Here is a 25,944-nt window from a genome sequence, read left to right as displayed (position 1 = left end):
CAGCTTCACCGATGCCGCCGTGCTGAACCCTACCCCCACAGGCAGAACCGACGGATCACCGCCCCCACACCCCGCCGACATCCGTAGTCTCCCGCCACCCCCCGAAATCTCCGTCGACCCGCCCCCGAAGAACCGCGGGTGGTGCGGGTCGGGTATTCCGGTCGAGGCGCTGGCTCGGGTCTGGCGGGCGTCCGCGAAGCGGATGCGGGATCGCGCCTCGACCGGAATGCCCGACCCGCACCACCCGCACCCCGAGCAACCGGAACCGAACCCGAACCCGAACCCGAACCCGCAGCTCACAGCAGCGCAGCGAACCCCTGCACAGAATCGACCCCGTACTGCACAGCCCCCACCGGAACCGACCCCGTCACAGCCCGAACAGCCGCGACCTCTGCCGGCGAGAAGGCCCCGCAGAGCTCCACGGTCTGCACCCCGGACGCCACGAGCGACGCCGCCACGTCGACGGCCGCCGCGGCATCCGGGACCACGACGAACCGCGACGTCAGCCCGTCGAACTCCACGACGGCCCGCTCACCGTCGGCCGCTTCGCGCCCGTTGCCGAGTGCGATGAAGGCCCAGTCGACGATGGCCATCAGGCGATGCGCACGAGCTTCTTGTTGACGAACTCCTCCATGGCGGGCCGGCCCATCTCGCGGCCGGTGCCGGAGCGCTTCACGCCGCCGAAGGGCAGCTCCGCGGCATCGCCCAGCACGAGGTTGATCCACACCATCCCTGCGTCGATCGCATCCGCGACCCGCAGGGCCTGCTCCTGGTCGGTCGTGTAGACGTAGGAGCCGAGCCCGAACGGGGTGTCGTTGGCGAGCTTCACGGCCTCCTCCTCGGAGGAGACGCGGTAGAGCGCGGCGACGGGGCCGAAGAACTCCTCGTGGTACGCGTCCATGGCGGGCGTGACATCCGTGAGCACGGTGGCCCCGAAGAAGTTGCCCGAGCGCGAGCCCTGCGCGAGCACGGTCGCACCCTGCTCCACGGCGCGGTCGACCTGCTCGCCGAGCCGCGAGGCGGCGGCCTCGGACGAGAGCGGTCCGAGCACGGTGCCCTCGGCCATGGGGTCGGCGGGCTCGGCCGCCGTGAACGCCGCGGTGAAGGCCTCGGCGAACTCGTCGAACAGCCCGTCGATCACGATGAAGCGCTTGGCCGCGTTGCACGACTGGCCGTTGTTGTCGAGGCGGGCGTTGACCGCGTCCTGGGCGGCTGCGGCCACGTCGTCGCTCGAGAGCAGGATGAACGGGTCGGATCCGCCGAGCTCGAGCACGACCTTCTTGAGGTGCTTGCCCGCGAGCTCGGCGACGGCGGCGCCGGCCCGCTCGGAGCCGGTGACCGAGACGCCCTGCACGCGCGGGTCGGCGATGATGTCGGCCGACTGCTCGTTGGTGGCGTAGACGTTGACGTAGACGCCGGCGGGAGCGCCGACCGAGGCGGCGGCCTCGGCGAAGATGGCCTCGATGGCGGCCGACGACTCGGGGCACTGCGGGGCGTGCTTCAGGATGATGGTGTTGCCCACCACGATGTTGGGGCCGGCGAACCGCGCCACCTGGTAGTAGGGGAAGTTCCACGGCATGATGCCGAGCAGCACGCCGATGGAGGCCCGGCGGATGAACGCCGATCCGGTGCCGTCGGAGAGCTCGATCGGCTCGTCGGCGAGGAAGGCCTCGCCGTTGGTCGCGTAGTACTCGTAGATGGCCACGGCGAAGTCGACCTCGCCCTGCGCCTGGTCGAGCGGCTTGCCCATCTCGCGCACGATGATCTCGGCGAGCTCGTCGCGCTTCGCGGCGTGCAGCTCGGCGACCTTGGCGATGAGGGCGGTGCGGGCGGCGACGCCGGCCTTGCGCGACCAGGTCTCGTGCGCCTCGTGCGCGGCGGTGATGGCCTCCTGCACCCCCTCGTCGGAGAGGGTCGGGTACTCGCGGACAGTCTCGCCCGTGGCGGGATTGACGACGGCGTACTGGCTCATGCTGCATCTCCTTCGGTGGTGGCGGTGGCGGTCGTGGCGGTCTGGTTCACGCCTGCCTCTTCCAGGATCTCATCTGCGAGCCTCCAGCCCACCCTGATGGCCCCGTCGACGTGCTGGTAGCCCTCGGCGGCGAGGTCGCTCGTGCCGAAGCGCACAGGGCCGACCGGCTCGAGCTGCAGGGCTCCGTAGCGGGTGAGCCCGCCGAGGTCGAAGCTCGCGGCGTAGGCGCCCTGGGTCCACTCCTCGGCGGCCCAGTCGCTCTCGTAGTACACCGAAGGGTTCAGCGCCTCCGGCCCGTAGTACGCGGCGAGCGACTCCAAGATGCGCGCCTTGCGCTCGTCGGCCGTCAGCCGGAACAGCGCATCCGCCTTCTCGTCGGAGACGAAGCCGACGAGCGTGCCGCGGGTCTCACCGTGGTTGGAGTTGTCATAGGCCTCGTGCACGATCTGGTAGGGGCTGAAGGCCGTGCCGGAGAGGCCGGCGGCGCGCCAGAACGGGGTCTCGTAGGTGGCGTGCACCTTGATCACGAGGCCGAGCGACTGGTGCTGCGCCATCTGCTGCCGGAGCCGCGGGAGAGCCGGCACGTAGTCGATGCGGTTGTAGAGGTTGGGCGGCACGGCCACGACCGCGTGCCGCGCCGAGACCGAGACGTCGCCGGCGACGGCCGTGACGCCGTCAGCACCCCAGGCCAGCGAGGTGACGGGGTGGCTCAGGATGACGTCGTCGCCGAGGCCCTCGGCGAGGCGCAGCGGCACCTGCTGCAGCCCGCCCACGACGCGCTTGTCGAGGATGAAGTCGGCGTCGACGAGGTGGCTGAAGCTGCCGGCGCTCGCGGCCATGAGCAGCGCCTGGAGCAGGGAGAAGGAGTGGGCGGGCTTCGTGATCATGGCGTCGGCGATGAACAGCGCGATGTTGTCGACGGCCTCGGTGTCGTCGCTCTGCTGCTCGAGCCAGGCTCGGAACGACACGTGGTCGAACTCCGTGGCACGCGGATGCTCCCAGGGAGCTGCGGGATCGGTCTGCTCGACGAGCTCGTCGAGCACGGCGATGAGCCGCTCGATCTCGGCCTCGGTCTCGGGCGAGGCGGGGAAGATGTCACCCGTGAAGCGCTTGGCCTCGCCGTCGGTGCCGATGTAGACGCTCTCGCCCTCGCGGAAGCGCGAGTAGGTCTCGAGCCCGAGCTCGTCGAGGGTCTGGATGAGCGCGGTCTGGTCGGGCGAGACCCACTGTCCGCCGATCTCGAACAGCTGGCCCTCGATGTGGTCGGTCCAGAGGCGGCCGCCGATGCGGTCGCGGGCCTCGAGCACGACGACCGAACGGCCGGCGGCCTTCAGGCGGGTGGCGGCGGTGAGGCCGGCGGCCCCGGCTCCGATGACGACGACGTCTCTTTCGATGTGGTTCACTGCGGCTCTTTTCGTGGCAAAACGACCCATCTGACGATGGATACGGTTCCATAGTGCCACGAACACTGCTGATTTCGATAGACAAGTTGAGCATCCGGGCGGATGCTCAGTCGGCGCCGAGCAGAGGGGCTCCACAGAGAAACCCGTGCCCGCACCGCGTTCATCGAGGCCGCGCGCGCCCTGCCCGCGCCCACACCGGCGCCCTCCCCCGCGCCCACCTCCGCGGCCGCGCCGGCCGGGGAGCTCGCGGCCACCGGCGCGACGCCCGCCGCTGCTCCGTGGGCCCTCGTGCTGCTCGCCCTCGGCGCCCTGGCAACGGCTGCGGCGGCGGCCGGCGCGCTCGACGAGCGCTCCGACGCACCTGGTGCGAGATCCGGGGCGCCCGGATGCGCGTGATCGCGCGGATCGCAGCACCCGCGTGCTCGGCGCGCCTGCGAAATGCGCAAGCACGAAACACGGCGGCGACGGGATTCGAGGCACCTCGTCCGCTGCGGGCGCAGGCGGTGCCGCAGGATGGTCGACGTGAACACACCGAGAACGTCGAGGGCCGCCGGCTACCTCATGCTGCTGCCGGCCGTGGCGGTGATCGCGCTGCTCGTGATCGTGCCGATGGTCGTGATCGCGCGCGACAGCTTCGCCGTGAGCGACCCGCTCGGCGGCAACCTCGGCGGCTTCACCCTCGACAACTACGCGAAGCTCCTCGACCCCGTCTACGCCAAGACCCTCGGCTACAGCCTCGGCATGGCCGCCCTCAACGCCGTGGTCTGCACCGTGGTGGGCTACATCGTGGCCCACTACATCGCCACCCGGCCGGCGAAGACGCAGCCGGTGCTCCTCGTGCTCGTGATCATCCCGTTCCTCACCGACTTCCTCGTGCGCACCTTCGCCTGGATCACGCTCCTCGGCTCCGGCGGCCCGTTCATCTCGCTGCTGCGCCTCGTGGGCGTCGACGCCCCGTCGCTCGTGCCGTCGCAGCTCGCGGTCACGCTCTCGCTCCTCTACGCCTTCCTGCCCGTGGCCGTCTTCCCCATCTACGCCTCGATGCGCTCGATCGATCCCTCGCTCAAGGAGGCCGCGGCCGACCTCGGCGCCGGCTGGTGGCAGACCCACGCGCGCATCTTCGTGCCGCTCTCTGCCTCGGGCCTCGCCTCGTCGGTCATGCTCACCTTCGTGCCCACGCTCGGCGTGTTCGTCATCCCGGTGCTGCTCGGCGGCGGCAAGGATCCGCTCGTCGGCAACCTGATCGTCACGCTCTTCACCGAGTTCCGCAACGAGCCGCTCGGAGCCGCGCTCTCGATGGTCGTGCTCGTGCTCATGCTGCTCTCGGTGGCGGCGGCCGGCCTCATCCTGAGAGCCCGCTCGAACAGGAAGGCCGGTGCCGTCTGATGGAACGCCTCAACTCCTGGATCGCCCGCCTCGTCTTCGTCTTCCTCTACCTGCCGATCGCAGCCCTCATCGTCTACTCCTTCAACAGCTCCGAGGTGAGCTACCGCTTCGACGGCTTCACCTTCCGCTGGTACGCGGAGCTGTTCCGCGACCAGATGCTGCTCGAGTCGCTCCGCACGAGCGCTCTCGTCGGGGTGATCGCCGCGGTGCTGGCCACCGTGATCGGCTTCCTCAGCGCCTTCGCCCTCGTGCGGTTCCGGGTGAAGGGGCGGGCGTTCTTCGTGGGCGCCATCCTGATCCCGCTGATCGTGCCCGAGATCGTGCTGGGCGTGTCGCTGCTCACCGTCTTCTCGAGCGCCGGGCTCCCCACGGGGATCGTGACGCTCGTGCTCGGTCACGTGGTGATCACGCTGCCGCTGGCCACGCTCGTGCTGATGGGGGCGATGTCCTCGCTCGACCCGAGCCTCTCCGAGGCCGCCACCGACCTCGGCGCCTCGCCGTGGGTGACCTTCCGGCGCGTGCTGTTCCCGCTGCTGCGCCCGAGCATCCTCGCCGCCTTCCTCCTGAGCTTCACGACCTCGTTCTCCAACATCGTCATCTCCACCTTCACCGCAGGCGTCGGCACCACCACGCTGCCGCTCCGGATCTACTCCACGCTGCGCACCGGGCTCACCCCCGAGCTCAACGCGCTCGGCACCCTGCTCGTGGTCGCCACCCTCGGCGTCATCCTGCTGGTCGGAGTCGCCCAGATGCGGCGCATCCTCGCCGGCCCCCGTCCGTAACATCCCCACACCCCGCTCCACCCGACCCGCACCCTCCTCCCGAACGAAAGAGTCCTCATGAACAAGAAGTTCCTGGCCTTCGGAGCCGTCGCGCTCGCCTCGGCCACCGTGCTCTCCGCCTGCTCCGCCGGCGGCGACGCCTCCTCCACGGGGGGCGCCGGAAGCGGCAGCCTCAGCATCTACGCCTGGGCCGGCGAGATCCCCGACTCGGTGATCGAGGGCTTCGAGGCCGAGACCGGCATCGACGTGACGGTCGACACCTTCGACAGCAACGAGACGATGATCTCCAAGCTCGCCGCCGGCAACTCGGGCTACGACGTGGTCGAGCCCAGCCAGTACGCCGTGCAGCTCATGGTGGAGCGCGATCTGATCGCCGAGATCGACAAGTCGAAGCTCGAGGGCTTCGACAACCTCGCCGAGAAGTTCGTCGACCCGTCGTTCGACCCGGGCAACACCCACAGCATCCCGTGGGCCTGGGGCACCACCGGCATCCTCTACAACGAGGCCTGCACGGGCGCCGAGGTCACGGGCTGGAGCGACATGTGGAACCCGGACTACGCGGGCAAGGTCTACATGCTCGACAACATGCTCTCGGCCTACATCGCCGGCCTCCAGGTGAACGGCCTCAGCGCCACCAGCACCGACGAGGCCGAGATCGCCACGGCGACCGACTCCCTGCTCGAGCAGAAGCCCCTGCTCGGCGGCTACAACAGCACCAACTACGCCGACCTCGTGGGCACGGGCGACGCCTGCATCGCGGAGGCCTACTCGGGCACCACGTCGGCGAAGGCCGTCGAGGCCAACCCCGACGTGCACTACATCATCCCCGAGGAGGGCGGCACGCTCTGGACCGACAGCTTCTCGATCGTCGAGGGCACGGCCAACGAGGATGCGGCGTACCAGTGGCTGAACTACACCCTCCGCCCCGAGGTGGCCGCGCTCGTGACCGACGACGCCTCGCTCGCCTCCACGAACGCCGCAGCCCTCGAGCTCGTCGCCGACCAGTCGCAGGTGGAGAACCCCGCCATCTACGCCCCGGCCGACTCCCTCACGAACTCGGAGTTCATCGTCGATCCGGGAGACGCCCTGGCGTACTTCCAGGACGGCTGGACCCGCGTGCGCGCCTCCTAGCGGGCCGACGACGAGCAGTCAGACACGAACTCCCCTACCTCTGGAACGAGAACCATGAACGAGACCACCGAACCGCCGGCCGTGAAGCTCACCGGGCTCACGAAGTCGTTCGGCGCCAACCGGGTCGTCCAGCCCCTGGACCTCGAGATCCGCCAGGGCGAGTTCTTCAGCATCCTGGGCCCCTCAGGCTGCGGCAAGACCACGCTGATGCGCATGATCACCGGCTTCGAGACGCCGACCGGCGGTTCGGTGGAGCTCGACGGCAAGAACGTCGACGCCGTCTCCACCAAGTCGCGCGACCTCAACATGCTGTTCCAGAGCTATGCCCTCTTCCCGCATCTCTCGGTCTACGAGAACGTGGCGTTCGAGCTGCGGGTGCGCCGCACCGCCAAGCGCGAGATCGACACCCGGGTGCGGGAGGCCCTCGAGCTCGTGCGGCTCGGCGCCTTCGCCGAGCGCAAGCCCGCCGAGCTCTCGGGCGGCCAGCGCCAGCGCGTGGCGCTCGCCCGCGCCGTGGTGGGCCGCCCCGCCGTGGTGCTGCTCGACGAGCCGCTCGGCGCGCTCGACCAGAAGCTCCGCAAGGAGATGCAGTTCGAGCTCAAGCGCATGCAGCGCGAGGTGGGCATCACCTTCATCTACGTGACCCACGACCAGGAGGAGGCGCTCACCATGAGCGACCGGATCGCCGTGATGAGCGAGGGGCGCGTGCTGCAGGTGGCGAGCCCCACCGAGATCTACGACGAGCCCGCCTCGCGGTTCGTGGCGACCTTCATCGGCAGCTGCAACATCCTCGACGGGGTCGTGGATGCGCAGGGCACGGGCGTCGTGGTGCCGGGCGTCGGCGCGGTGCCGGCTCTCGTGCCGGCCGGTGCAGTGCCCGGCAGCGGGGTGGCCTTGGCCATCCGGCCCGAGCGAATGAGCATGCGCGCCGTGGGAGCCTCCGCGACCGTCGACGGCGTGCGGGCCACGCTCGTCGAGCGCGCCTTCCTCGGCGACGAGTGGACCTTCCATGTGCGGCTCGAGACCGGAGCCGTGATGACCGTGAGCGTGCCGAGCGGCGAGACCGCCGCCGAGCTCGGCAGCATCGCCGACGGCGCCGCCGTGGTGCTCTCCTGGAGCGCCGCCGCCGCCCGCGTGCTGCCCGCCGAGGCATCCGCCACCGCACCCGCATCCGCACCCGCCACCTCCGCTCTGAAGGGAGCCGCCGCGTGAACCCCTCCCTCCTGGCCGCCGTGGCGCAGCTCGCGCCCACCGTCGACGGCGCCCGCAACCGCGAGCAGATCGCCGCCCTCACCGCCGACGCCGCCCGCTCGGGCGCGCGACTCGTGGTGTTCCCGGAGGAGTCGATGCTCCTCGCCGGCGAGGTCGAGGGCCGTCTCGGCGAGGTCGTCGACGCCGAGTGGCCGCTCTTCCTGGCGCAGCTCTCGCTGCTGGCCGTGGAGCACGAGCTCTGGATCATCGCCGGCGGTTACGAGCCCTCCGGCTCCGACCGCCCGTACAACACGCTCGTGGTGGTGAACTCGCGCGGCGAGGTCGTCGAGTCGTACCGCAAGCTGCACCTCTACGACGCCTTCGCCTACCGCGAGTCCGACTACGTCACGGGAGGCACCGAGCTGCCCCCGGTGGTGCTCATCGAGGGCGTGGCCGTGGGACTCGTCAACTGCTACGACATCCGCTTCCCCGAGCTCAGCCGCGACCTCGTGGCGCGCGGCGCCGACGTGCTGTCGGTGTCGGCCGCGTGGGTGGCCGGCGCGCGCAAGGAGGCCCACTGGGAGACCCTGGTGAAGGCCCGCGCCATCGAGAACACCTGCTGGGTTCTCGCGTCGTCGTCGACCTCGCCCGAGTGCATCGGCAACAGCCTCGTGATCGATCCGCTCGGCGTCGAGCGCGCCGGGCTCGGACCCGTCGCCTCGGGTGTCGCGCTCGTCGAGATCTCGCTCGACCGCACAGCGGAGGTGCGTGAGACCCTGCCCGCCCTCGCCAACCGCCGGCTCACCACCTCCGTGGCCGTCAGCACGCCCACCGCGGCCGTGCCCGCCCTCTAGCCCCCACTCATCCGCAGCACCAGGAGCAGCTCCATGCCCTTCACCACCGGCCCCGCGCCCGCGCCCCTCGACCCCTCCCTCGCCGAGAAGCTCGGCCGCGTCTCGTTCCCCACCCTCGGCCACTACCTCGAGGAGGGTTTCGCCGACTTCGGCATCCGCCGGCTCGTGGGCACCACCCGCGTGGTGGGCCGCGCCATCACCGTGCGCATCACGGGCCAGGACTCGACCGTGCTGCACCACGCGGCCGGCCACTGCGCGCCCGGCGACGTGTTCGTGATCGACACGGGAGGGGACACCCGGCACGCCCCCGTGGGCGAGGTGCTCGCGGCGACCCTGTCGTTCCGGGGTGCGGCGGGCGTGATCGTCGACGGGGTGGTGACCGATCTCGACGAGGTCGAGCACTTCGGCCTCCCCGTCTACGCGCGCGGCTCGAGCGTGCTCACCACCAAGCTGCTGTCGCTGGATGCCGGGGGCGTCAACGTGCCCGTGAGCTGCGGCGGGGTCGCCGTGAACCCGGGCGACGTCGTGCTGGCCGATCGCAACGGCGTGTTCTTCGCGCCGGTCTCCGTGGTGCAGGGCATCATCGACACCGCGCTCGCCGACGACGCCGAGGAGCCCGAGCTCGTGGAGGAACTGCGCCGCGGCGCGCGGCTCGGCGATCTCACCGGTGCGAGCGCGGCCGTGGCCGGGTTCGGCGGTGCCGCATGCTGATCAAAGCCGCCGTCAACGGAGGCCGGGGGCGCGACGAGCACCCCGCCATCCCTTTCACCGATGCCGAGATCGCAGCCGCGGCCGTGGCCGCGGTGGAGGCGGGCGCCACCGTGGTGCACGCCCACGTGCGCACGGCCGACGGCGGCCAGAGCATCGCGCCCGAGGCCGTGGCCGCCATGGTGCGCGCGGTCAAGGCGGCCGATCCGTCGATCGTGGTGGGCACCACCACCGGCCTCTGGACCTGCTCAGGCCACGAGGAGCGGATGGCGCACCTCGCGGCCTGGCCGGCTGACGCGCTTCCCGACTTCGCGTCGGTCGCCTTCTCCGAGGAGGGGGCCGCCGAGGCCGCCTCGCTCGTGGTGGCCAGGGGCATGGTGCTCGAGAGCGCCGTCTGGCACCTGCGTGAGGTGCCGGCCCTGCTGGCCTCCCCCACCCTGCACCAGAACGTGCGCATCCTGATCGAGCCCGAGGACGAGTCGGCCGAGGAGGCCGTGGCGCACTGCCGCACGATCGCCGCGGCCCTCCGCGAAGCGGGCGTCACGGCCCCGCTGCTCTATCACGGCTACGACCAGACGGCCTGGCCGGTGGTGCGCGCCGCGATCGCCGACGGCGCCGAGGTGCGCGTGGGCTTCGAGGACATGCTCGCGCTCGACGACGGATCCGTGGCCCCGGACAACGGGGCGATGGTGCGGCTCGCCCGCGAGCTCGGGGCGTAGCCCGGTTCACGGCTGCATGCGCGGATCCTCCGTGGGGTCGAAGTACATCGCGGGGCAGCCGTCGTCGACGGCCTCCGGCCTGAGCTCGAAGTGCCAGGGCTCGTTGTCGTAGATGCGGCAGAGGCCGTAGGCGGCGCCGTGCTCGTCGAGCCAGGCGGCGGCGTCGTAGCCGCCGATGTCGACGGCTTCGCCCGAGACGTGTGCCGAGGTCTCGGCCGTGGCCACCCAGCGGGCCGCCTCCTCGGCCGAGCCGTAGAGCTCCACCGCCTCGGCGAGCAGGTGCTCCTGGTACTCCGGGGTCCGCCAGCCGCTCGTGACCTGGAACGCGATGCCCGCGCCCGCGGAGTCGTCCGCCGCCCGGCGCAGCGCCGTGAGCAGGCCGCCGTCGAGGCGGGTGACCGCGGGCACGTCGTCGTGGAGGGTGATGCCGTCCGGCAGCTCGCCGTAGCCCTCGAGCGCGGGATCGCCGCCCGCAGCCGGCGCCGACTGCAGAGGCATCCCGGCGAACGACGTGGCCACCGAGGTGAAGCCCACGACGGCGAGCGCCGCCGCAGCCACGACGGCAGCGGCGACAACGAGCACCCCACGGAGCCGGACGGGAGCAGGGACAGGGGCTGGGACGGGGGCGGGGGCGGAGCGGAGCGGTTCTCGGTTCATGCCTCCACCCCACGCGACCGGGCGTTGCGGGAGCGTTCGCGCTTTCCGATACGCCCGCGATAGGCGCCGGCTCGTAGCATCGGAGCATGCGAGTGCTGATCCTGGAGGACGAGCTGTTCCTGGCCGAGGCCGTGCGCGACGGGCTCCGGCTCGAGGCGATCGCCGCCGACATCGCGGGCGACGGCGACACGGCGCTCGAGCTGCTCGCACACACCGCCTACGACGTCGCGGTGCTCGATCGCGACGTGCCGGGGGCCTCGGGAGACGAGGTCGCGGCCCGCATCGTCGCCTCGGGGAGCGGCCTGCCGATCCTCATGCTCACCGCCGCCGACCGGCTCGACGACAAGGCGTCGGGCTTCGAGGCCGGTGCCGACGACTACCTCACGAAGCCGTTCGAGCTGCGCGAGCTCGTGCTGAGGCTGCGTGCGCTCGACCGGCGCCGGGAGCGCGGCCGCAGCCGCCCACCGGTGCGCGAGCTCGCGGGGCTCCGTGTGGACCCGTTCCGCCGCGAGGTGTACCGCGACGGCCGCTACGTGGCGCTCACGCGCAAGCAGTTCGCGGTGCTCGAGGTGCTCGTGGAGGCCGAGGGTGGGGTGATCAGCGCCGAGGAGCTGCTCGAGCGCGCCTGGGACGAGAACGCGGATCCGTTCACCAACGCCGTGCGCATCACCGTGTCGGCCCTGCGCAAACGGCTGGGCGAGCCGTGGCTGATCGCGACGGTGGCCGGGGTGGGCTACCGGATCGACGCGGGCCCGGCGGCCCTCGATGGCTAGGTCGCGCGGGCTGAGCGCCCGGTGGCAGCTCACCCTGAGCTATGCCGGTTTCCTGCTCGCGGCCGGGGTGCTGCTGCTCGGCGCCGTGTGGCTGTTCCTGCTGCGCTACGTGCCCGACGGCCCCATCACGACGTTCGGTCCCTTCGTGCCCAACCGCAGCGACCTCCTCAGAGCCTTCGCACCCGCGGCCCTGGTGGTGCTCGTCGCGCTGCTGGCGCTCGGGCTCCTCGGCGGGTGGCTCCTCGCCGGTCGCATGCTCGCCCCGCTCGCACGAGCTGCGCACCCCCCTCGCCATCACGCAGACCCTGCTGGAGGTCGCGCGCGCCGATCCCGGCCGCGAGCCGGACGAGCTGCTCGACCGGCTTCAGGTGGTCAACGCGCGGGCCATCGACCTCACCGAGGCGCTGCTCGCGCTCAGTCGCGCCGATCAGCGCGCGTTCACCCGGGAGGCCGTCGACCTGTCGCTCATCGCGGAGGAGGCCGCCGAGACCCTGCATCCGGTCGCCGCGGTGCAGTCGGTGGCGGTGTCGGTGCGGGGGGACGCGGCCGTGGCTCTCGGCTCGCCCACGCTGCTGCAGCAGCTCGCGACCAATCTCGTGCAGAACGCCGTGCTGCACAACTCCGGGCCAGGCGGCTGGGTGCGCGTGGTCACCAGCGCGACGCCCGGCAGCGCCGGCCTGCCCGGCGCCGCCGTGCTGTCGGTGGAGAACACGGGCGAGGAGCTCGCGCCCTCGCTGATCGCCACGCTCACCGAGCCGTTCCAGCGCGGCACCGCGCGCATCCGTTCGCCCCACGGCGCGGGGGTGGGCCTCGGTCTCGCGCTCGTGCAGCGCATCGCCGACGCGCACGGCGGCACGCTCGAGCTCGCGGCGCGGGAGGGCGGCGGCCTCCGCGCCACCGTCACCCTCCCGGTCGCGACTGCTGCGGAGCGGTGAGCTCCGCCATCTCCGACTCGGTGAGCGGCACCCAGGGCGAGCCGTCGGTGTCGGCCGAGGAGGCCGCGGGGCTGTCGCCCTGCGTCCACCACTTGGCCTCGTACGGCGTGCCCTCGAAGAGCACGCGGTCGCCCTTCTCGTAGATGGCGGCGCCCGTCCAGGTCGGGAACGTGCCCTCGGGGAGCGACGGCAGCGCGAACGGCTTCTCCCCCGGGAGCACGGGGCCCACGAGCGTCCACGGCGTCTCGAAGTCGTTGAGCACCGGGTCGTCGGGGGTGTCGCCGCGGGTCCACCACTTGGCCGCGTAGACGTTGCCGTGCAGCACCACCTTGGCACCCGCGAGGTACGAGGTCGACTCGGACCAGATCGGGTACGGGCTCGTGGCGGGGTCGTCCACGACGGGCGTCGTGGGCTCGGGGGTGGTGACCGTGTCGGCCGCCGCATCCGGGCTGCCGCCGAAGCCCTGTGCGAGCACCCCGGCGAAGCTCGCGTCGCCCTGATCGACACCGCTGCACGCGTTCGACACCACACGCGTGTCCACGTAGTTCGGGCCGCACGTCGCGTCGCGGTTGAGCGACCACATCGACAGCCGGCCGAGCTGCTTGTCCTGGGCGAAGGTGCTGAGGGTCTGCGCATCGGCGAGCGAGAACACCTCGGCGGGCACGTCGTTCTGGCCGATCATGGGGGTCGCCCCGATCTTCGACCACAGCGTCGCATCCGTCAGCTCGATGCCCGCCGCGGAGTAGAGGGCGCCGAGCTGGCGGTGCAGCCCGTTGAGGGAGTCGATCGAGCTGCGGCCGAGAGAGGCTCCGTCGAGGTCCACGCCGTAGTCCATCGTCATGGCGTTCACGCCCGCGAGGTCCACCCCCGCGTCGAGCATCTGCGCCACCGCATCGGTGCCGTCCTCGAGCAGGCCGCTCGGGCCGATCGGGAGGGTCAGCCACACGGCGAGGTCATGGCCGGCCGCGCGCCGCTCGGTCTGCAGGGCGGCCACCGCCTCGGCGCGCCGCTGGCCGGCGGCGGCGTCGGTGAGGTTGCCGCCCTCGATGTCGAGGTCGATCGTCGAGAGGTCGTAGCGGTCGACGACGGCCTCGTAGGCGTCCTTCAGCGCCTCGGGATCCGTGCACGCCGTGGCGAGTTCGGAGTTGTTCGCCCCGCCGAACGACACCATGACGTCTCCGCCCTGCTGGCGAAGGCGCGCGATCCGGCGATCGAGGTCGAGCGACTGCGCGGCTCCGTCGAGGGAGTAGGCCGTGCCCCAGCTGGGCGTGCACGAACCGCTCGCCGGATCCGCGGCGGCCCCGGTGGGAGCGTCGGCGCTGCTCGATCCGTCCTGCTCGCCCGGGCTCCCGCTCAGGGGGCCGGATGCCGCCACGACGAACGACAGCACGACGTCGCGCTGCGCATCCGTCGGCGGCGTCTCGAACGGGAACGACGGTGTGACGGTCGCATCGACGTAGGAGGCGAACCACGGCGCGAGGCCGTCGGCCCGGGCCTGATCGACCACGAAGACGCGGAAACCGAACAGTCCCGCGGCGACCACGCCGAGCACCACGACGACTCCGAGGGCCACGCGCAGCGGCGAGAGCCGCTTGCCCGCGTGCGGACCGGCCGGCACCGGGGCGGGGGACGAGGACGGGTTCAGGGTGCTCATGCTGCTCGCCGTCCGTTCGAGGCCGTCTCCCGCGACGGTGCGCGCCGGGTGGCGGGGCGGCCACCGCGTGAGCGCCGGGCGCTCCGACGGTGCAGCTCCTCACCGGCGGCGGCGTGCCCGTTGTAGAGCGCCTCCTGCCAGTCGAAGTCGTCGACGGCGGTTCCGGCACCGGTGGCCGCGACCCGCTCGTCGGCACGCTCGGCCGGGGTGCGGCGGTCGACCCACATCCAGTCGGTGAGGCCGAGCCAGGTGTCGGCGAGCGACGCGCGGATGCCGATGTTGCCGACGATCGCCCACATCGCCGTGATCGCGTTGAAGCCCGCGAAGGCCGCGTTGCCCCAGTTCTGGTCGACGACGTTCCGCCACACCGTGAGCACGGAGAAGGCGACGATGCCGAAGGGCGCCACCACGTAGAGCAGCTGCGCTGCGGTGCGGTCGCGCACCTTGGGGGTGCGGGCGAACGGGATCTTCTTGCCCGTGAGCGACTGCTCGATCGACTTGAGCACGCCCGCGAGGTTGACGGGGAGCAGGATGAGGTTGAAGCCGTAGATGCGCAGGATGTCGAGCCCCTTGTAGCCGCAGGCCCGCAGGTCGCTCGCCTGGGCGAGGAAGTACGGCAGCGCCGCCACGAGCACGAGCGGGCTGAGGAGCTTGCTGTCGTAGGGGTAGGCCAGCAGGAACACGAGTCCGAAGCTCGCCCACGCGATCGAGGCCATGTAGTTGATGCGCAGCATCGCCTCGGTGAGCCGCACGGGCCGCCCGGCGCGCTTGCGGGCACGCATCTGCGTGAAGAGCTTCGGCAGGATGAGCAGGCCGCCGTTCGCCCAGCGTCGCCGCTGCACGATGAGTGAGCCGAAGTCAGGCGGCGTGGCGCTGTAGCTCAGCCGCTCGGGGTAGTTCACGAGGGTCCAGCCGTGCTGGCCGAGGTCGACGCTCGACTCGGTGTCCTCGATCACCGTGCGGTCCTGCACGTAGCGCCGGATCTCGAATCCGCCCACCGTCTCGATCTCGAGGATGTCGTCGAGCGCCTCCATGCGGATGACGGCGTTCGCCCCCACCCAGAAGGTCGCGTCGTACTCGCTGAGCCCCTGGTGCAGGATGTGCTGGATGTCGGTGGTCGCGCCCGCGAGCCGCTCGATGCGGGTCGGCGAACCGCGGAACGACGAGTACGGCGTCTGCGTGACGGCCACGCGCGCGTTGTCGGGCTGCTCGAGGAAGTGCACGAGCCGCAGGCAGTAGTCGCGCAGGAGGAGCGAGTCGGCGTCGAGCGTGAGCAGGTACTCGGCGTTCGGCACCACGAGGTCGGTGCGCTGCGTGCCCGAGACCGGGCGGAGGATGACGCCCGCGGGCGTGTGCTCCTCGCGGTAGCGGCCGCCCATCAGGCCGATGTAGGAGTTGAGGTTCATGGCCTTGTTGGCCTCGTGCGAGAGCGAGGCGTACTGCTTGCGCTCGAAGGTCGCCGTGTCGGCCGTGAAGATCCAGACGAGGCGGCGGTGCAGTTCGAGCATGCGCTCCGCCGCGATCACGGAACGGGAATCGGGCTCGGCGCCGTCCAGAGCCGCGTCGAGCGCGGCGGCGGTGAGCGCGAGGTCGTCGGCGAGACCGCCGAGCACCTGCTCGATGAAGAACGTGTCGACGTGGTCCTCGTGGTCCTCCGCCTCGGCCATGCCGCGCAGCCAGCCCACCGCGTGCCGGTACTCGCGAGCGAGTCGTTGCACCGCATCCGCGCTCGGGACGCCGCTCGCCAGCAGCTCGTGCTCGAAGCTCAGCAGCGCATCCGAGAACCGCGCGGCCGGCACGCTGAGCGCCTCGGCGATGCCCGGGGCGATGGCGCGGGTGGCCTCGAGTCGGGCGGCGGTCGCCGGGTCCTTCGGCTGAGGCGGGTCGTCGAGCAGCAGCACCACCCGGAGGGCGGGGTACTCCTGCAGCGCGGCCGACCACAGGGTCTTCCGCACCACCGCGGGCTCCTCGGCGTAGGAGGGCACGAGCACGGTCATGCCGCCGTGCGCGTGGTCGCCGAAGTGGCGGTCGAGCTCGGCGCGGGGCACCCGCACGTGGTCGCGGAAGCGGCGGAGCGCTCCCTGGCGCGCCACGAGGTACATCAGCGCCGAGAAGGTGAGGAAGGTCACCACGACGAGGTACGAGATGGCCTCGAGGGAGAGCCGGAAGTTGTCGGTCCCGTATTCCAGGAACTGGCGGAGGATCGTGGTGACGAGGTAGACCAGCCAGGCGCTGATGGTCACGACGATCGCGATGCGGCCCCAGAGGATCTTCGCGTCGGAGGGGCGGGTGTGCACGGTGGGCAGGGGTGTTCGATTGCGTTCGGATCCCCACTGGCGCGGGCGCGCGCTCGGGGCGTGGGTCGACTTCGACATGGTTCCTCGGGTTCTGAGCACGCCGAAGGGCCCCCTGTCGAACCGTGGGTGCGGTTCGGGATCGGTCGCGGGTGCGGCCGGATGGGGGCGGTTCGGATGGTGCGGGTCGGGTCATCGAGCCCGTACGGGGTGGGTGGGGTCGCACGGGCTCGACGTCCTGCACGGTAGCAACCGCACCCGGGAACACGGCTGGAGATGGGCTTTCCTGCGCCAATCTTGAGCAAACCCTTGCAGGCCGGGATCCCCCCTCAGGCCAGACGTAAGCCGAGGCCTCGCTCGAGGGCGGAACGCGGAACGGCCCCCACCTGGTGGCGGGGGCCGTTCGGAATCGAGCTGGAAATGCGCGACTTAGTGGCGCACCTTCTTCATCGAACCCGATGAGATCTGCACGGTCATATCGACTCCTTCCGACGTTGAGCCACCATCACACACCCGATCGTCCAGGATGTCAACATGGCCTCGAGCGAGAGCACGCGGTAGCCCTCGGCCTCGAGTCGGCCTGCGCTTGCTGCTCGCGTGCCTCGCGCTCGCCTGTGTCCGGGTCGCGCTCAGCGGGCGTCCGCGCCGTCCTGAGCATGGTGGGCGGCACGTCCCTCGGCCACGAACGCGAGTCTGCGCAGGGTCTCGATGTTGCGGATGTGCAGGGGCAGATCGAGCACCGGCTCGGGGATCAGGGAACCCGGCCCCTTGACGGCCTCTTCGAGGATGCGCACGAGGCAACCCTCGCCCGACGGCTTCGCCTCCACCGTGACCCTGGCCTCGCCGATGGGCCAGCCGGCGGGCTGGATCACCATCCGCCGGGGCGGATCCCACTCGAGCACGGTCGTCTCGTCGTCGATGAGCATCGGCCAGACACCGAAGGAGTGGTGCAGCTTGCTGCCCTCGCGCGGCCACTCCTCGTCGACATCGCGCATGCGGGAGGCGCCGACCACCCAGACGGGGAAGAGCCACCCGTCGGCGAGCACCTCGAAGAGCTGCTCGGGGGTGCAGGCCATGCGGCGGACGTTCTGGGACATGAGGCTCCGATCAGGGCTCGGGGAAAGGGGATCAGGGTGTGAGCGAGGGCGGCTCGAGGCCGAACTCGTTCGCGAGGGCGCGGCGGGCGGCGTACCAGCCGGCGAGTCCGTGCACACCCGGCCCCGGCGGGGTGGCCGACGAGCACAGGTAGACCCCGCGGGCGGGTGTGGTCCAGGGGTTGAGCGAGAGCGTCGGCCGGCGGGCGAGCTGCAGGAGGCTCGCCGTGCCGGAGGCGATGTCGCCGCCGACGTAGTTGGGGTTGTGGTTCTCCATGTCGGCCGCCGTGCGGCTGCTCGAGGCGAGGACGAGGTCGCGGAATCCCGGCGCGAACCGCTCGAGCTGCCGCGTGATGGCCTCGGTCTGATCGAGGGTGGAGTCGTGGGGCACGTGCGTGTAGGCCCAGAGCACGTGTCGACCCTCCGGTGCGCGTCCCGGATCGAACGGGGTCGGCTGCGCGACGAGCACGTACGGGTCGGCGGAGTGCCGGCCCGCCGCCACGTCGGCCTCGGCCGCCGCGATGGCGGCGCGGGTGCCGCCCACGTGCAGGGTCCCGGCGCGGGCGAGCTCCGGGTTCGTCCAGGGCACCGGCCCGCTCAGCGCGAAGTCGACCTTCGCCACGGCGTTGCCGTAGCGGTAGCGGCGGAGCGCCGCGAGGTAGCGAGCGGGCAGCCGGTCGCCGGCCAGCTCGATGAGCGCCTTGGGGCTCACGTCGAGCAGTGTGGCCTTCGCCGGAGGGAGGTCGGCGAGTCGCCGCACCGGCGCATCCGTCACGATCTCGCCGCCGTGGGCGCGCAGGTCGTCGGCGAGCGCGTCGACGATGGCCTGACTGCCTCCGATCGGGATCGGCCAGCCGCGGCCGTGCGCGTAGGCGCCGAGCGAGAGCGCGGCTCCGGCCGTGGAGGGGCTCGGCATGGGGCGGATGGAGTGCGCCGCCACGCCGGTGAGCATGGCGGGGGCCGTCTGCTCCCGGAAGCGCGCGTTCCAGAGCGGCGAGCCCTGCTCGAGGCTCCGCAGCCCGAAGCGGGCGGTCGTGAGCGGATGCGCCGGGATGCGCAGGAGCGACGACCCGGCGAACTGCGCCACCTGGTCGGCGTGCTCGGCGAGCGGCCGCATGAGGCGGTTCCAGGCGGGACCGTCCGGGCCGAGCCCGGCCGCGGTGCGCTCGAGGTCGCGATAGGCGATGCCTGCACGGCCGCCGTCGAGCGGATGCGCGTAGGAGATCTCAGGCACCACCAGGTCGATGCGGCGATCGAGACCGAACCGGCGGAAGAAGCCGGAGGCGAGGGCCATCGGATGCACCGCCGAGCAGACGTCGTGGTGGAAGCCGGGAAGCGTGAGCTCGGCGGTGCGCGCCCCTCCGCCGATCGTCGTCTCGCGCTCGAAGACGCGCACGGCGAGGCCGGCGCGCGCCATCGTCACCGCGGCGGCGAGCCCGTTGGGGCCTGCGCCGACGACGTGCACGTCTGCTCGCTCCACGGTCAGCCCATCCGCTTGCGCACGGCGAGGGTCGCAGCCCCGGCCGCCACCGTGGCGGCGGCACCTCCCAGGGCGAGTGCGAACTTACGGTTGAGCACGTACCAGACCGCGATCGACGAGCTCTTGGACTGGTCGCTGAAGATGCCGCGCGCACCCTGGTCGCCCGGAACGGGCTCGTAGAGGTTGGTGGGCAGCATCGGCTCGTCCTTGTCGGGGGCCTGCTGCCCGTCGTAGCCCGTGCGGGCGAGGTACCAGTCGAGGAAACCCGCCACGAAGCGGTTGCCGAGCACGGTCTGCGCGGTGGGGAAGCCCACCCAGGTGCGGCGGCGGGGGTGCTCGGCGACGTGCGCGACCACGCGGGCGGCCACCTCGGGCTCGAAGATCGTCGACATCGGGCGGGGGTGGTCCGGCAGCGCCGACTTCACCCAGTTGAACTGCACCGTGTTCATGGCGGGCATGTCGACGGTCGAGATGCGCACGGGGCTCTTGGCGTGGATCAGCTCGGTGGTCACCGACTCGGTGAAGCCCTGCACGGCGTGCTTCGACCCGCAGTAGGCGGCCTGCAGCGGGATGCCGCGGTGCGCGAGGGCCGACCCGATCTGGATGACGTGGCCGCGGCCGCGCGGCACCATGCGGCTGAGGGCGGCCCGGGTGCCGTTGACGAAGCCGAAGTAGTCGACCATCGTGGCGCGCTCGAAGTCGGCCGGGTCGGTGTCGAGGAACTCCGCGAACGAACCGGCCATCGCGTCGTTGACCCACAGGTCGATGGGCCCGAGCTCGGTCTCGATGCGCGTGGCCGCGTGCTCCACGGCCTCGCGGTCGGCCACGTCGACCGAGATCGCGAGGCCGCGCTGCCGGTAGGCCTCCACCTCGCCCACAGCGCCGTCGAGTCCGTCCTCGCCGCGCGCGAGCACGGCCACGTCCCAGCCCCGCCCGGCGAGCGCGCGCACGATCGCTCGGCCGAGCCCCGCCGTCCCTCCGGTGACCACCGCTACGCCTCGGCTCATGCCGCACTCCTCTTCTCACGCGCCGGATCCGGTCGGTCCCGACGCCCTCGCCACCGTACGCCGCCGCCCTCCCGCCCGCGCCCCCCTTGGCAAGCCGGGCCCGTCGTGGTGACTGGCACAATGGGGGCATGGCTGCAGACGACCTCGATCGTCGCCTCGTCGAGCTGCTCGGTGAGGACGGCCGGCGCGCCTACACCGACATCGCCGCCGTGGTGGGGGTCTCAGAGGCCACCGTGCGGGCGCGCATCCAGAGGCTCACCGTCAACGGCACGCTCCGGATCGTGGCGCTCTGCAACCCGCTCACGCTCGGCCACCAGTCGGTGCGGCTGCTGCTGACCGTGCGGGGGCTCAGCCCGCGGAACGTTGCGAAGTCGCTCACGTCGATCCCGATGATCGGGCACGTGGCGCTCACCGCCGGCGCCCACGACATCTACCTCGAGGCGACGCCGCGCGATCTGGGGCAGCTCGCCGACCTGCTCGACGACATCCGGCGCACCCCCGGCGTCGTCACGATCGACCAGTTCGTGCTCACGCGGCTCTACAAGGACTACTCGTGGAACGGGCTGCGAGATCAGTCGGGGCAGCGCGCGATGGGAGGGTCGGGGTCTGGTTCGATCGAGTAGACGGAGATCTGAGCGGCTCAGGGGCGGGTGATGCCGGCCGAGGGGTGCGGGCGGGTGGGGCGCCCGGTGGGCTCGCGGAAGCCCGACCACACGTACTCGTCCTTGATGATCTCGAGCACGGTCGCCGTCTCGAGCGCGTCGATGCCCGTGATCGAGCGCACGCGGTCGCCGAGGAACGCGGTGAGCTCGTCGGGGCCGTCGCAGCGCACGTCGACGGTGAGGTCGAACGAGCCGATGCACGCCCCCACGTACTGCACCTCGGGCATGGCGGCGAGCGCCCGCGCGACCGACTCCACGGTGGCCCCGCGCACGCGGATGGAGAGGTGCACGCCGGTGTAGCCGAGCTTGGGCGTGTTCGGCATGCCGACCACCTGCACCACGCCGAGGGCGAGCAAGCGGTTGTAGCGCTGGCGCACGCTGCCCTCGGAGAGCCCCACGTAACGGGCGATCTGGCCGAAGGAGCGCCGGCCGTCGATGCGCAGCTGATCGATGATCTTGCGATCGATCACGTCGACGGCCTCGAGCTCCACTCCCCTATTAGAGCACGCGGCCCTCAGAGCACCCGGGCCGCGGGGCAGGCGGCGGGCGTGACGGAACGGGTGCGGGTGGCGGCGCGCGTGGGGGTGACAGTGGATGCGCGCGGGATGGAGGCACGCGGGGCGCGGGGTGCGTCGGCGCGGGTGGGCACGCGGCCGTAGCCGTCGCGGGCCATCTGCACGATGGTCGCGACCACGGCCGCGACGGCGAGAAAGGCGAGGATCACGAGTGCGGTTGTCATGGCAGTAACGCTACGCATCCATGCGAACTGCCACGAGTGGCAGGAGTGCCGCACTTCGCACATTTCCTGCCATGACCGATTCAGTGACCCCCGCAAGGGGGGCATCTTGCTCCGAATCCGGCGAGTATCGCCCCTCGATCCCCGGCGTTCCCGAGAAAGCGTCGGCTAGTATCGACCGGCGTAGCGGCCCCCGACCCTCACCCACTCACCCCCGTGACGCCTCAGACGCCAGAAGGACACGACTTGAACGACACCGAGCGACGCCCACGACCGCGCCCGTCCGGCCCCATCCGGCACGGTCGGCAGCACACGTCGTCGCCGGTCGCCGCCGTGGTGAAGTGGCTCGCCGTCGCAGCGGCGGTGGCGCTCGTGAGCGTGGGCGCGGTCACGGCCTACGCGGTCACGAGTGTGGCGCAGCAGTTCAGCGCGAATGCCGTCGACATCTCCAACGGCGAAGATGCGCCCGCCCCGCCGCCCCTGCTCGGGGCCTTCGAGGGCGGCTTCAACATGCTCATCATCGGCACCGACAACGACCCCAACCAGGGTGAGGACTTCGGCGAGCGCGATGCGACCCTCAACGACGTCAACATCCTCCTGCACGTCTCGGCCGACCACTCCAACGCCGTGGTCGTGAGCTTCCCGCGCGACCTCGTGATGGCGCACCCCGAGTGCACCGACCCCGCGACGGGCGAGGTCTTCGACGCCATGAGCGCCCAGCCCCTCAACGACGCGTTCGCCCGTGGCGGGCTCGCGTGCGTGGCCACGACCATCACCGACCTCACGGGCGTGCCCATCCAGTACGCCGCGGCGACCTCGTTCAACGGCGTCATCGAGATGACCAACGCCGTGGGCGGCGTGCCCGTCTGCCTCGTCGAGCCCATCGTCGACACGGATTCGGGCCTCGACCTGCCCGCGGGCACCTCGACCATCGAGGGCCAGATGGCCCTGTCGTTCCTGCGCAACCGCCACGGCGTCGGCGACGGAAGCGACCTCGCGCGCATCGCCTCGCAGCAGCAGTACCTCGCGTCGCTCATCCGCACCATGAAGAGCTCGAACACGCTCACGGATGTCACGAAGCTGTACGGCCTCGCCCAGGCCGCGTCGCAGAACATCCTGCCCTCGCAGTCGCTCGCGAGCGTCGACGCCATGGTGTCGCTCGCCCTCACGCTGAAGGACATCGACCTCTCGAAGATCGTGTTCGCGCAGTACCCGGTCGGCTCCTCCTCCGACTACCCGGGCAAGGTCGTGCCGCTGCAGTCGACGGCCGACGAGCTCTTCGCCAAGGTCCTGAACGACGAGCCCTTCACCCTCGGCGCCGACTCCACCGGCACGGGGTCGACCATCGTGGAGGATCCGGCGAACCCCACCGCGGAGGCGCCCGTCGAGGAGGCCCCTGTCGAGGAGGCCCCGGTCGAGCCCGCCGATCCCGGCGCCGAGGCTCCCGTCGACCCCGAGGCTCCCGTCGACCCGTCGACCGAGGTTCCGACCACCGAGGTGCCTACGGCGCCCGAGGTCATCGAGGGCGTCAAGGGCCAGACCGCCGACCAGCAGACCTGCGCCAATCCCTTCTCGGGCTGACGCAGCTCGCGCTGCCTCGCTCACGGCCGCTCCTGAGACCCTGGTCTCACGGGCGGCCGTCGTGCGTGCGCCGCCGTCGTCCCCGGGTACCACGGGCACGCCGCAGAGATCAGCCGCCGGTCCGATCCCCCCGACGGATGCGTTCCGTAGCGTCGAAGCATGACGAACCAGACCATCACCCCCGACGCCACCACCACCCCCGCCGACACCGTTGACACCCTCGCGACCCCTGTCGACACCGCAGACACCGACGCGGATGCCCCCACCGCAGACTCCGCAGACGCGGCCGCCCCGTTCGTTGCCACGGCGGCCCAGCCGACCCTGCCGCTCGGCGACAAGGCGGCCTTCGTAACGGCCTCGGCCCCGGCCCCCTCGTACTCGACGCCGGCCGCGGCTCCTACTCCGGCTTACGCCCCCACCCCGGCGTACGCCTCCACCCCGGCGTACGCCTCCACCCCGACCCCGGTCGGCGGCTACTCCTCCGCGCCTGCCGCGTCGAGCGGTGGCGTCGTAGCAGGTGGACCCGGTGCCGGCGCGGGCGCGGGGACGAGCGCCACGCTCCCGCAGTATTACCCGGAGGCACCGCGCACGAACACCCTCGGCATCGTCACCCTCGTGCTCGGCATCCTGGGCTTCGGCCTCGTGCCGGTCATCACGGGCCACATCGCCCTCGGCCAGATCAGGAAGAACCGCGAGGACGGCTACGGCATCACCCTCGCGGGCCTCATCCTCGGCTACGTCACCCTGGCCGGCTGGATCCTGGTGGCCGCGTTCTGGATCGCAGCCGCAGGCATCGCCCTCTTCGGCGCCTTCGCGGCCTCCGCCGCGTGACCCCACCGGCGCCAGCCGGGGCCACCACCCGACCCCCCGGCCGACAGTCCGCGCCCTGACGGTGGTGTCTGCGGGCAGGCAGCGCCGGAGTCCGGCGGGCGAGCAGCTGAGGTGTGTCGGGGTCAGGCGCTGCGGACAGGAGGCGGGGTCAGACTCCCCCGACGCCCCCGCCGCCGCCGCCGCCGCCCGACGAACCGCCTCCGCCCGAGAAACCGCTCGAGCTCGAGGAGGAGGTGCCCGAGAAGGCCGACACCGTGCTCGAGCTCAGGGCGCTGATGCTCGAGGCGAAGAGGTAGCTGTTGAAGCCCGTGCTGCCGCCGTACCAGTCGGGCTCGGTGCCGAGGTTCTCGTAGTAGGTGCCGAGCACCTTCGCCCACTCCGTCTCGAGCCCCAGCAGCACCGCGTAGGGCAGGAGTTTCTCGTAGAGCCTCACCACCTGCCCCCGGTCCGGAGCGTCGATGCCGGTGCGCAGGGCGCCCTCGGGGCTCTGCAGCACCCGGAAGCGCTCCTCCTCCGCCCACTCGATGTACATCTTGATGCCCTCGACGTAGTCGCGGAGCTCTGCACCCTTCGCCGTGAGCGGCGAGCGGAACGCGGTCGCGAGCACGACCACGATCACCGCGATCGCCACCACCATGGCGACGACGGGCAGCGGCCCGCCGAGGGCCGCCTCCAGTGACATCGCTCCGGTGATGAAGCTCACGATCGCCAGCACGAAGGCGGCGATCAGCAGCAGCGACCCGCGCCAGGCCGTCCCGGACCGGAAGTACCCCTCGCTCAGCACACGCTTGCGGGTGGACGCCCGGAGCGCCTGGATCTGCTTGGCGAGCTCCGTATCCTTCGCCTTGAGTTCCCGCCACGCTCCGGATGCGAGCTCCGGGCCGAACAGGCCGCGGGCGAGCTCGAGCTCGGCCGCGTTCAGCCCCTCCGCTGTCAGGAGTCGCAGCCAGTAGACGGCCTTGGAGCCCGGAGCACTCTCGGCGCCCGGAGCCAGCGCGTCGTCCTGTTCCAGGATCTGGATGTTCCGCCGCACCGCGAAGTCGACGAACGACGCGGCAGCCGCCCGCGTGGGGCGCTTCATGACCGCCGACGCCAGCATCAAGTCGACACCCGGCGGTGTGGTGAACTCGGGCACGACGACCGGTCGGCCCCTCGCATCCCGCAGCACCGTGACCCGGTAGACGATCGAGAGCGCCGCCACGAGCAGCGCGAGCAGCGTCGCGATCAGCTGCACCCAGCTCGACGCCGCCGAGAGGTAGGCCGTGTCGCGCAGGGTGAAGGTGTGCGGCTGGAAAGCGATGCCGATCGTGACGTTCTCGCCCGGCCCCAGGTCTTCGTTTCGGGTGGTGAAGACGGCGGTCTCCGTCGGATCCGTCGGCTCACCGCCGCTCGTCGTGTCGGGCTCCGCGTCGTCGCTCGTGCCCACCCCGGCCCGCAGGATCTCGCACGTCTCGGTCGAACCCTCCGGGCCCACGAAGCAGCCCGTCTCGCCCGTGAGCGCCGAGACCAGCTCGGGTGCGACGATCGTGGTGGTGGTGTGCACCGCGATCGGCTGTGCCGAGATCGTGCCGTTCGTGTCTCGATAGAACTCGTCGTCGTCGGTGTCGGCGAAGTAGCCCGTGACATCCCGCTGGGTGTACGTGAGCACGTAGCTCTGCTCGCCGTGCACGTAGTCGGCGGCGGCGATCGTGACGATGAGGTTCTCGTCGTCCGTCTCCGTCTCGAACGGGCGCGGCGCGCCGTTCTCGTCGGTGACGCTCACGAGCTCCAAGTCGGTCGGGTGCCCCTGGTAGCGCAGCGGCAGGGCTCGCCGGATGCCCTTGTTCTGATCGATCTCGGGGAACACCGCCACGTACTCCTCGACCGTGGTGAGCGTGGAGTGCCCCTCCTCGTCGATGCCGAGCTCGTAGCGCCCGTCGAACGAGGCGAACGTGAAGTCGTCGACATCGGCCCGGGCGGCCGGCGTGCCGCCGAGCAGCACGAGGGCCAGCAGCGCCACCACGAACGCGGCGACGAGCGCGCAGGCGGATGCGGCACCGGATCGGCCGGATCGGGCGGGGCGGGCGGGGACGAGTGCGTTCGGCATGGTCGTTT

The 25,944-nt window shown here is 71.5% G+C and carries 25 protein-coding genes; 13 read left to right on the top strand and 12 right to left on the bottom strand.

All coding sequences use genetic code 11. The annotated features are described in order from the left end of the window. Positions 1-296: 296 nt before the first annotated feature. Genes N1028_RS05140 through N1028_RS05130 form a run of 3 tightly spaced genes read right to left on the bottom strand, consistent with a single transcriptional unit; the run spans position 297 to position 3,375 of the window. Entirely contained in the window at positions 297-593 is a 297-nt protein-coding gene (locus N1028_RS05140) for a DUF6506 family protein (RefSeq protein ID WP_259525750.1), read from the bottom strand. Beyond that, positions 593-1,972: an aldehyde dehydrogenase family protein gene (locus N1028_RS05135; RefSeq protein WP_259525749.1), complete on the bottom strand. Its 1,380-nt coding sequence runs from the start codon at positions 1,970-1,972 to the stop codon at positions 593-595. Before N1028_RS05135 ends, N1028_RS05140 begins: the two co-directional genes overlap by 1 nt. Further along, positions 1,969-3,375: a flavin monoamine oxidase family protein gene (locus N1028_RS05130; protein ID WP_259525748.1), complete on the bottom strand. Its 1,407-nt coding sequence runs from the start codon at positions 3,373-3,375 to the stop codon at positions 1,969-1,971. The genes N1028_RS05135 and N1028_RS05130 overlap by 4 nt, the downstream gene beginning before the upstream one ends. A gap of 102 nt (positions 3,376-3,477) precedes the next feature. Between N1028_RS05130 and N1028_RS05125 the strand changes: the two genes are divergently transcribed. The 8 genes from N1028_RS05125 to N1028_RS05090 all read left to right on the top strand — a co-directional run bounded on the left by N1028_RS05125 (position 3,478) and on the right by N1028_RS05090 (position 10,146). Next, positions 3,478-3,771 carry a hypothetical protein gene (locus N1028_RS05125; RefSeq protein ID WP_259525747.1) on the top strand — a complete coding sequence of 98 codons (294 nt, stop codon included), beginning with the start codon at positions 3,478-3,480 and terminating at the stop codon, positions 3,769-3,771. A 117-nt stretch (positions 3,772-3,888) separates the two neighbouring features. After that, positions 3,889-4,761 carry an ABC transporter permease gene (locus N1028_RS05120; protein WP_375163462.1) on the top strand — a complete coding sequence of 291 codons (873 nt, stop codon included), beginning with the start codon at positions 3,889-3,891 and terminating at the stop codon, positions 4,759-4,761. After that, on the top strand, positions 4,761-5,543 hold the full coding sequence (locus N1028_RS05115; protein ID WP_259525745.1) for an ABC transporter permease: 783 nt from the start codon (positions 4,761-4,763) through the stop codon (positions 5,541-5,543). Before N1028_RS05120 ends, N1028_RS05115 begins: the two co-directional genes overlap by 1 nt. A 57-nt stretch (positions 5,544-5,600) precedes the next feature. Next, positions 5,601-6,674, top strand: coding sequence for an ABC transporter substrate-binding protein (locus N1028_RS05110; protein WP_259525744.1), 1,074 nt, complete (start codon positions 5,601-5,603; stop codon positions 6,672-6,674). A gap of 54 nt (positions 6,675-6,728) precedes the next feature. Next, positions 6,729-7,886: an ABC transporter ATP-binding protein gene (locus tag N1028_RS05105; protein ID WP_259525743.1), complete on the top strand. Its 1,158-nt coding sequence runs from the start codon at positions 6,729-6,731 to the stop codon at positions 7,884-7,886. Further along, positions 7,883-8,719 (top strand): carbon-nitrogen hydrolase family protein, encoded by an 837-nt coding sequence (locus N1028_RS05100; protein ID WP_259525741.1) that lies wholly within the window; start codon positions 7,883-7,885, stop codon positions 8,717-8,719. Before N1028_RS05105 ends, N1028_RS05100 begins: the two co-directional genes overlap by 4 nt. Positions 8,720-8,752: 33 nt before the next feature. Beyond that, positions 8,753-9,430 (top strand): RraA family protein, encoded by a 678-nt coding sequence (locus tag N1028_RS05095; protein ID WP_259525740.1) that lies wholly within the window; start codon positions 8,753-8,755, stop codon positions 9,428-9,430. Then, positions 9,424-10,146, top strand: a complete 723-nt coding sequence (locus N1028_RS05090; protein ID WP_259525739.1) for a 3-keto-5-aminohexanoate cleavage protein — start codon at positions 9,424-9,426, stop codon at positions 10,144-10,146. Before N1028_RS05095 ends, N1028_RS05090 begins: the two co-directional genes overlap by 7 nt. 6 nt (positions 10,147-10,152) lie before the next feature. On the opposite strand, the gene N1028_RS05085 is transcribed toward N1028_RS05090, so the two are convergent. Next, positions 10,153-10,803 carry a M15 family metallopeptidase gene (locus tag N1028_RS05085; RefSeq protein WP_259525738.1) on the bottom strand — a complete coding sequence of 217 codons (651 nt, stop codon included), beginning with the start codon at positions 10,801-10,803 and terminating at the stop codon, positions 10,153-10,155. A gap of 86 nt (positions 10,804-10,889) precedes the next feature. Here N1028_RS05085 and N1028_RS05080 point away from each other — a divergent pair, with 86 nt between their 5' ends. Next, complete coding sequence (locus N1028_RS05080; RefSeq protein WP_259525737.1) at positions 10,890-11,576, top strand: response regulator transcription factor; 687 nt, start codon at positions 10,890-10,892, stop codon at positions 11,574-11,576. A gap of 41 nt (positions 11,577-11,617) precedes the next feature. Further along, complete coding sequence (locus tag N1028_RS19775; protein ID WP_375163461.1) at positions 11,618-12,511, top strand: sensor histidine kinase; 894 nt, start codon at positions 11,618-11,620, stop codon at positions 12,509-12,511. Here the strand turns inward: N1028_RS19775 and N1028_RS05070 are convergent. The 5 genes from N1028_RS05070 to N1028_RS05050 all read right to left on the bottom strand — a co-directional run bounded on the left by N1028_RS05070 (position 12,477) and on the right by N1028_RS05050 (position 20,040). Continuing rightward, entirely contained in the window at positions 12,477-14,165 is a 1,689-nt protein-coding gene (locus N1028_RS05070) for a chitinase (protein WP_259525736.1), read from the bottom strand. The two genes, N1028_RS19775 and N1028_RS05070, sit on opposite strands and share 35 nt — an antisense overlap. Beyond that, a complete protein-coding gene (locus tag N1028_RS05065; protein ID WP_259525735.1) occupies positions 14,162-16,540 on the bottom strand; it encodes a glycosyltransferase family 2 protein in 2,379 nt (792 codons plus the stop codon). Before N1028_RS05065 ends, N1028_RS05070 begins: the two co-directional genes overlap by 4 nt. A gap of 548 nt (positions 16,541-17,088) precedes the next feature. Then, on the bottom strand, positions 17,089-17,556 hold the full coding sequence (locus N1028_RS05060) for an SRPBCC family protein (protein ID WP_259525734.1): 468 nt from the start codon (positions 17,554-17,556) through the stop codon (positions 17,089-17,091). A 31-nt stretch (positions 17,557-17,587) separates the two neighbouring features. Continuing rightward, positions 17,588-19,033: a phytoene desaturase family protein gene (locus tag N1028_RS05055; RefSeq protein ID WP_259525733.1), complete on the bottom strand. Its 1,446-nt coding sequence runs from the start codon at positions 19,031-19,033 to the stop codon at positions 17,588-17,590. 2 nt (positions 19,034-19,035) lie between these two features. Next, a complete protein-coding gene (locus N1028_RS05050) occupies positions 19,036-20,040 on the bottom strand; it encodes an SDR family oxidoreductase (RefSeq protein ID WP_259525732.1) in 1,005 nt (334 codons plus the stop codon). Between the two features lie 128 nt (positions 20,041-20,168). Here N1028_RS05050 and N1028_RS05045 point away from each other — a divergent pair, with 128 nt between their 5' ends. Beyond that, positions 20,169-20,663: an Lrp/AsnC family transcriptional regulator gene (locus N1028_RS05045; protein ID WP_259525731.1), complete on the top strand. Its 495-nt coding sequence runs from the start codon at positions 20,169-20,171 to the stop codon at positions 20,661-20,663. Between the two features lie 17 nt (positions 20,664-20,680). On the opposite strand, the gene N1028_RS05040 is transcribed toward N1028_RS05045, so the two are convergent. Then, a complete protein-coding gene (locus N1028_RS05040; RefSeq protein WP_259525730.1) occupies positions 20,681-21,193 on the bottom strand; it encodes an Lrp/AsnC family transcriptional regulator in 513 nt (170 codons plus the stop codon). A gap of 23 nt (positions 21,194-21,216) precedes the next feature. Then, positions 21,217-21,441, bottom strand: coding sequence for a hypothetical protein (locus tag N1028_RS05035; protein ID WP_259525729.1), 225 nt, complete (start codon positions 21,439-21,441; stop codon positions 21,217-21,219). A 243-nt stretch (positions 21,442-21,684) separates the two neighbouring features. On the opposite strand from N1028_RS05035, the gene N1028_RS05030 reads away from it, so the two are divergent. Both N1028_RS05030 and N1028_RS05025 read left to right on the top strand, forming a co-directional pair. Next, a complete protein-coding gene (locus N1028_RS05030) occupies positions 21,685-23,019 on the top strand; it encodes an LCP family protein (RefSeq protein ID WP_259525728.1) in 1,335 nt (444 codons plus the stop codon). Positions 23,020-23,178: 159 nt separating this feature from the next. Next, on the top strand, positions 23,179-23,850 hold the full coding sequence (locus tag N1028_RS05025; RefSeq protein ID WP_259525727.1) for a DUF4190 domain-containing protein: 672 nt from the start codon (positions 23,179-23,181) through the stop codon (positions 23,848-23,850). A 148-nt stretch (positions 23,851-23,998) separates the two neighbouring features. On the opposite strand, the gene N1028_RS05020 is transcribed toward N1028_RS05025, so the two are convergent. Next, the gene (locus N1028_RS05020) at positions 23,999-25,936 is read right to left on the bottom strand and encodes a DUF2207 family protein (protein ID WP_259525726.1); all 1,938 of its coding nucleotides are present in this window, start codon (positions 25,934-25,936) and stop codon (positions 23,999-24,001) included. Between the last annotated feature and the right edge of the window lie 8 nt (positions 25,937-25,944).

The sequence above is a fragment of the Herbiconiux oxytropis genome, assembly GCF_024979315.1.
Taxonomy (GTDB): Bacteria; Actinomycetota; Actinomycetes; order Actinomycetales; family Microbacteriaceae; genus Herbiconiux; species Herbiconiux oxytropis.
Note: the sequence above shows the minus strand (reverse complement) of the source record. Positions and strands in the feature narration are given on the sequence as shown.

Bases quoted from the DNA above. Each gene is read 5' to 3' on its own strand.
- N1028_RS05105 (WP_259525743.1), top strand. From the start codon at position 6,729: ATGAACGAGACCACCGAACCGCCGGCCGTGAAGCTCACCGGGCTCACG.
- N1028_RS05110 (WP_259525744.1), top strand. From the start codon at position 5,601: ATGAACAAGAAGTTCCTGGCCTTCGGAGCCGTCGCGCTCGCCTCGGCC.
- N1028_RS05065 (WP_259525735.1), bottom strand. From the start codon at position 16,540: ATGTCGAAGTCGACCCACGCCCCGAGCGCGCGCCCGCGCCAGTGGGGA.
- N1028_RS05035 (WP_259525729.1), bottom strand. From the start codon at position 21,441: ATGACAACCGCACTCGTGATCCTCGCCTTTCTCGCCGTCGCGGCCGTG.
- N1028_RS05020 (WP_259525726.1), bottom strand. From the start codon at position 25,936: ATGCCGAACGCACTCGTCCCCGCCCGCCCCGCCCGATCCGGCCGATCC.
- N1028_RS05060 (WP_259525734.1), bottom strand. From the start codon at position 17,556: ATGTCCCAGAACGTCCGCCGCATGGCCTGCACCCCCGAGCAGCTCTTC.
- N1028_RS19775 (WP_375163461.1), top strand. From the start codon at position 11,618: ATGCCGGTTTCCTGCTCGCGGCCGGGGTGCTGCTGCTCGGCGCCGTGT.
- N1028_RS05125 (WP_259525747.1), top strand. From the start codon at position 3,478: ATGCTCAGTCGGCGCCGAGCAGAGGGGCTCCACAGAGAAACCCGTGCC.
- N1028_RS05140 (WP_259525750.1), bottom strand. From the start codon at position 593: ATGGCCATCGTCGACTGGGCCTTCATCGCACTCGGCAACGGGCGCGAA.
- N1028_RS05050 (WP_259525732.1), bottom strand. From the start codon at position 20,040: ATGAGCCGAGGCGTAGCGGTGGTCACCGGAGGGACGGCGGGGCTCGGC.
- N1028_RS05135 (WP_259525749.1), bottom strand. From the start codon at position 1,972: ATGAGCCAGTACGCCGTCGTCAATCCCGCCACGGGCGAGACTGTCCGC.
- N1028_RS05045 (WP_259525731.1), top strand. From the start codon at position 20,169: ATGGCTGCAGACGACCTCGATCGTCGCCTCGTCGAGCTGCTCGGTGAG.
- N1028_RS05070 (WP_259525736.1), bottom strand. From the start codon at position 14,165: ATGAGCACCCTGAACCCGTCCTCGTCCCCCGCCCCGGTGCCGGCCGGT.
- N1028_RS05090 (WP_259525739.1), top strand. From the start codon at position 9,424: ATGCTGATCAAAGCCGCCGTCAACGGAGGCCGGGGGCGCGACGAGCAC.
- N1028_RS05085 (WP_259525738.1), bottom strand. From the start codon at position 10,803: ATGAACCGAGAACCGCTCCGCTCCGCCCCCGCCCCCGTCCCAGCCCCT.
- N1028_RS05095 (WP_259525740.1), top strand. From the start codon at position 8,753: ATGCCCTTCACCACCGGCCCCGCGCCCGCGCCCCTCGACCCCTCCCTC.
- N1028_RS05080 (WP_259525737.1), top strand. From the start codon at position 10,890: ATGCGAGTGCTGATCCTGGAGGACGAGCTGTTCCTGGCCGAGGCCGTG.
- N1028_RS05115 (WP_259525745.1), top strand. From the start codon at position 4,761: ATGGAACGCCTCAACTCCTGGATCGCCCGCCTCGTCTTCGTCTTCCTC.
- N1028_RS05025 (WP_259525727.1), top strand. From the start codon at position 23,179: ATGACGAACCAGACCATCACCCCCGACGCCACCACCACCCCCGCCGAC.
- N1028_RS05120 (WP_375163462.1), top strand. From the start codon at position 3,889: ATGGTCGACGTGAACACACCGAGAACGTCGAGGGCCGCCGGCTACCTC.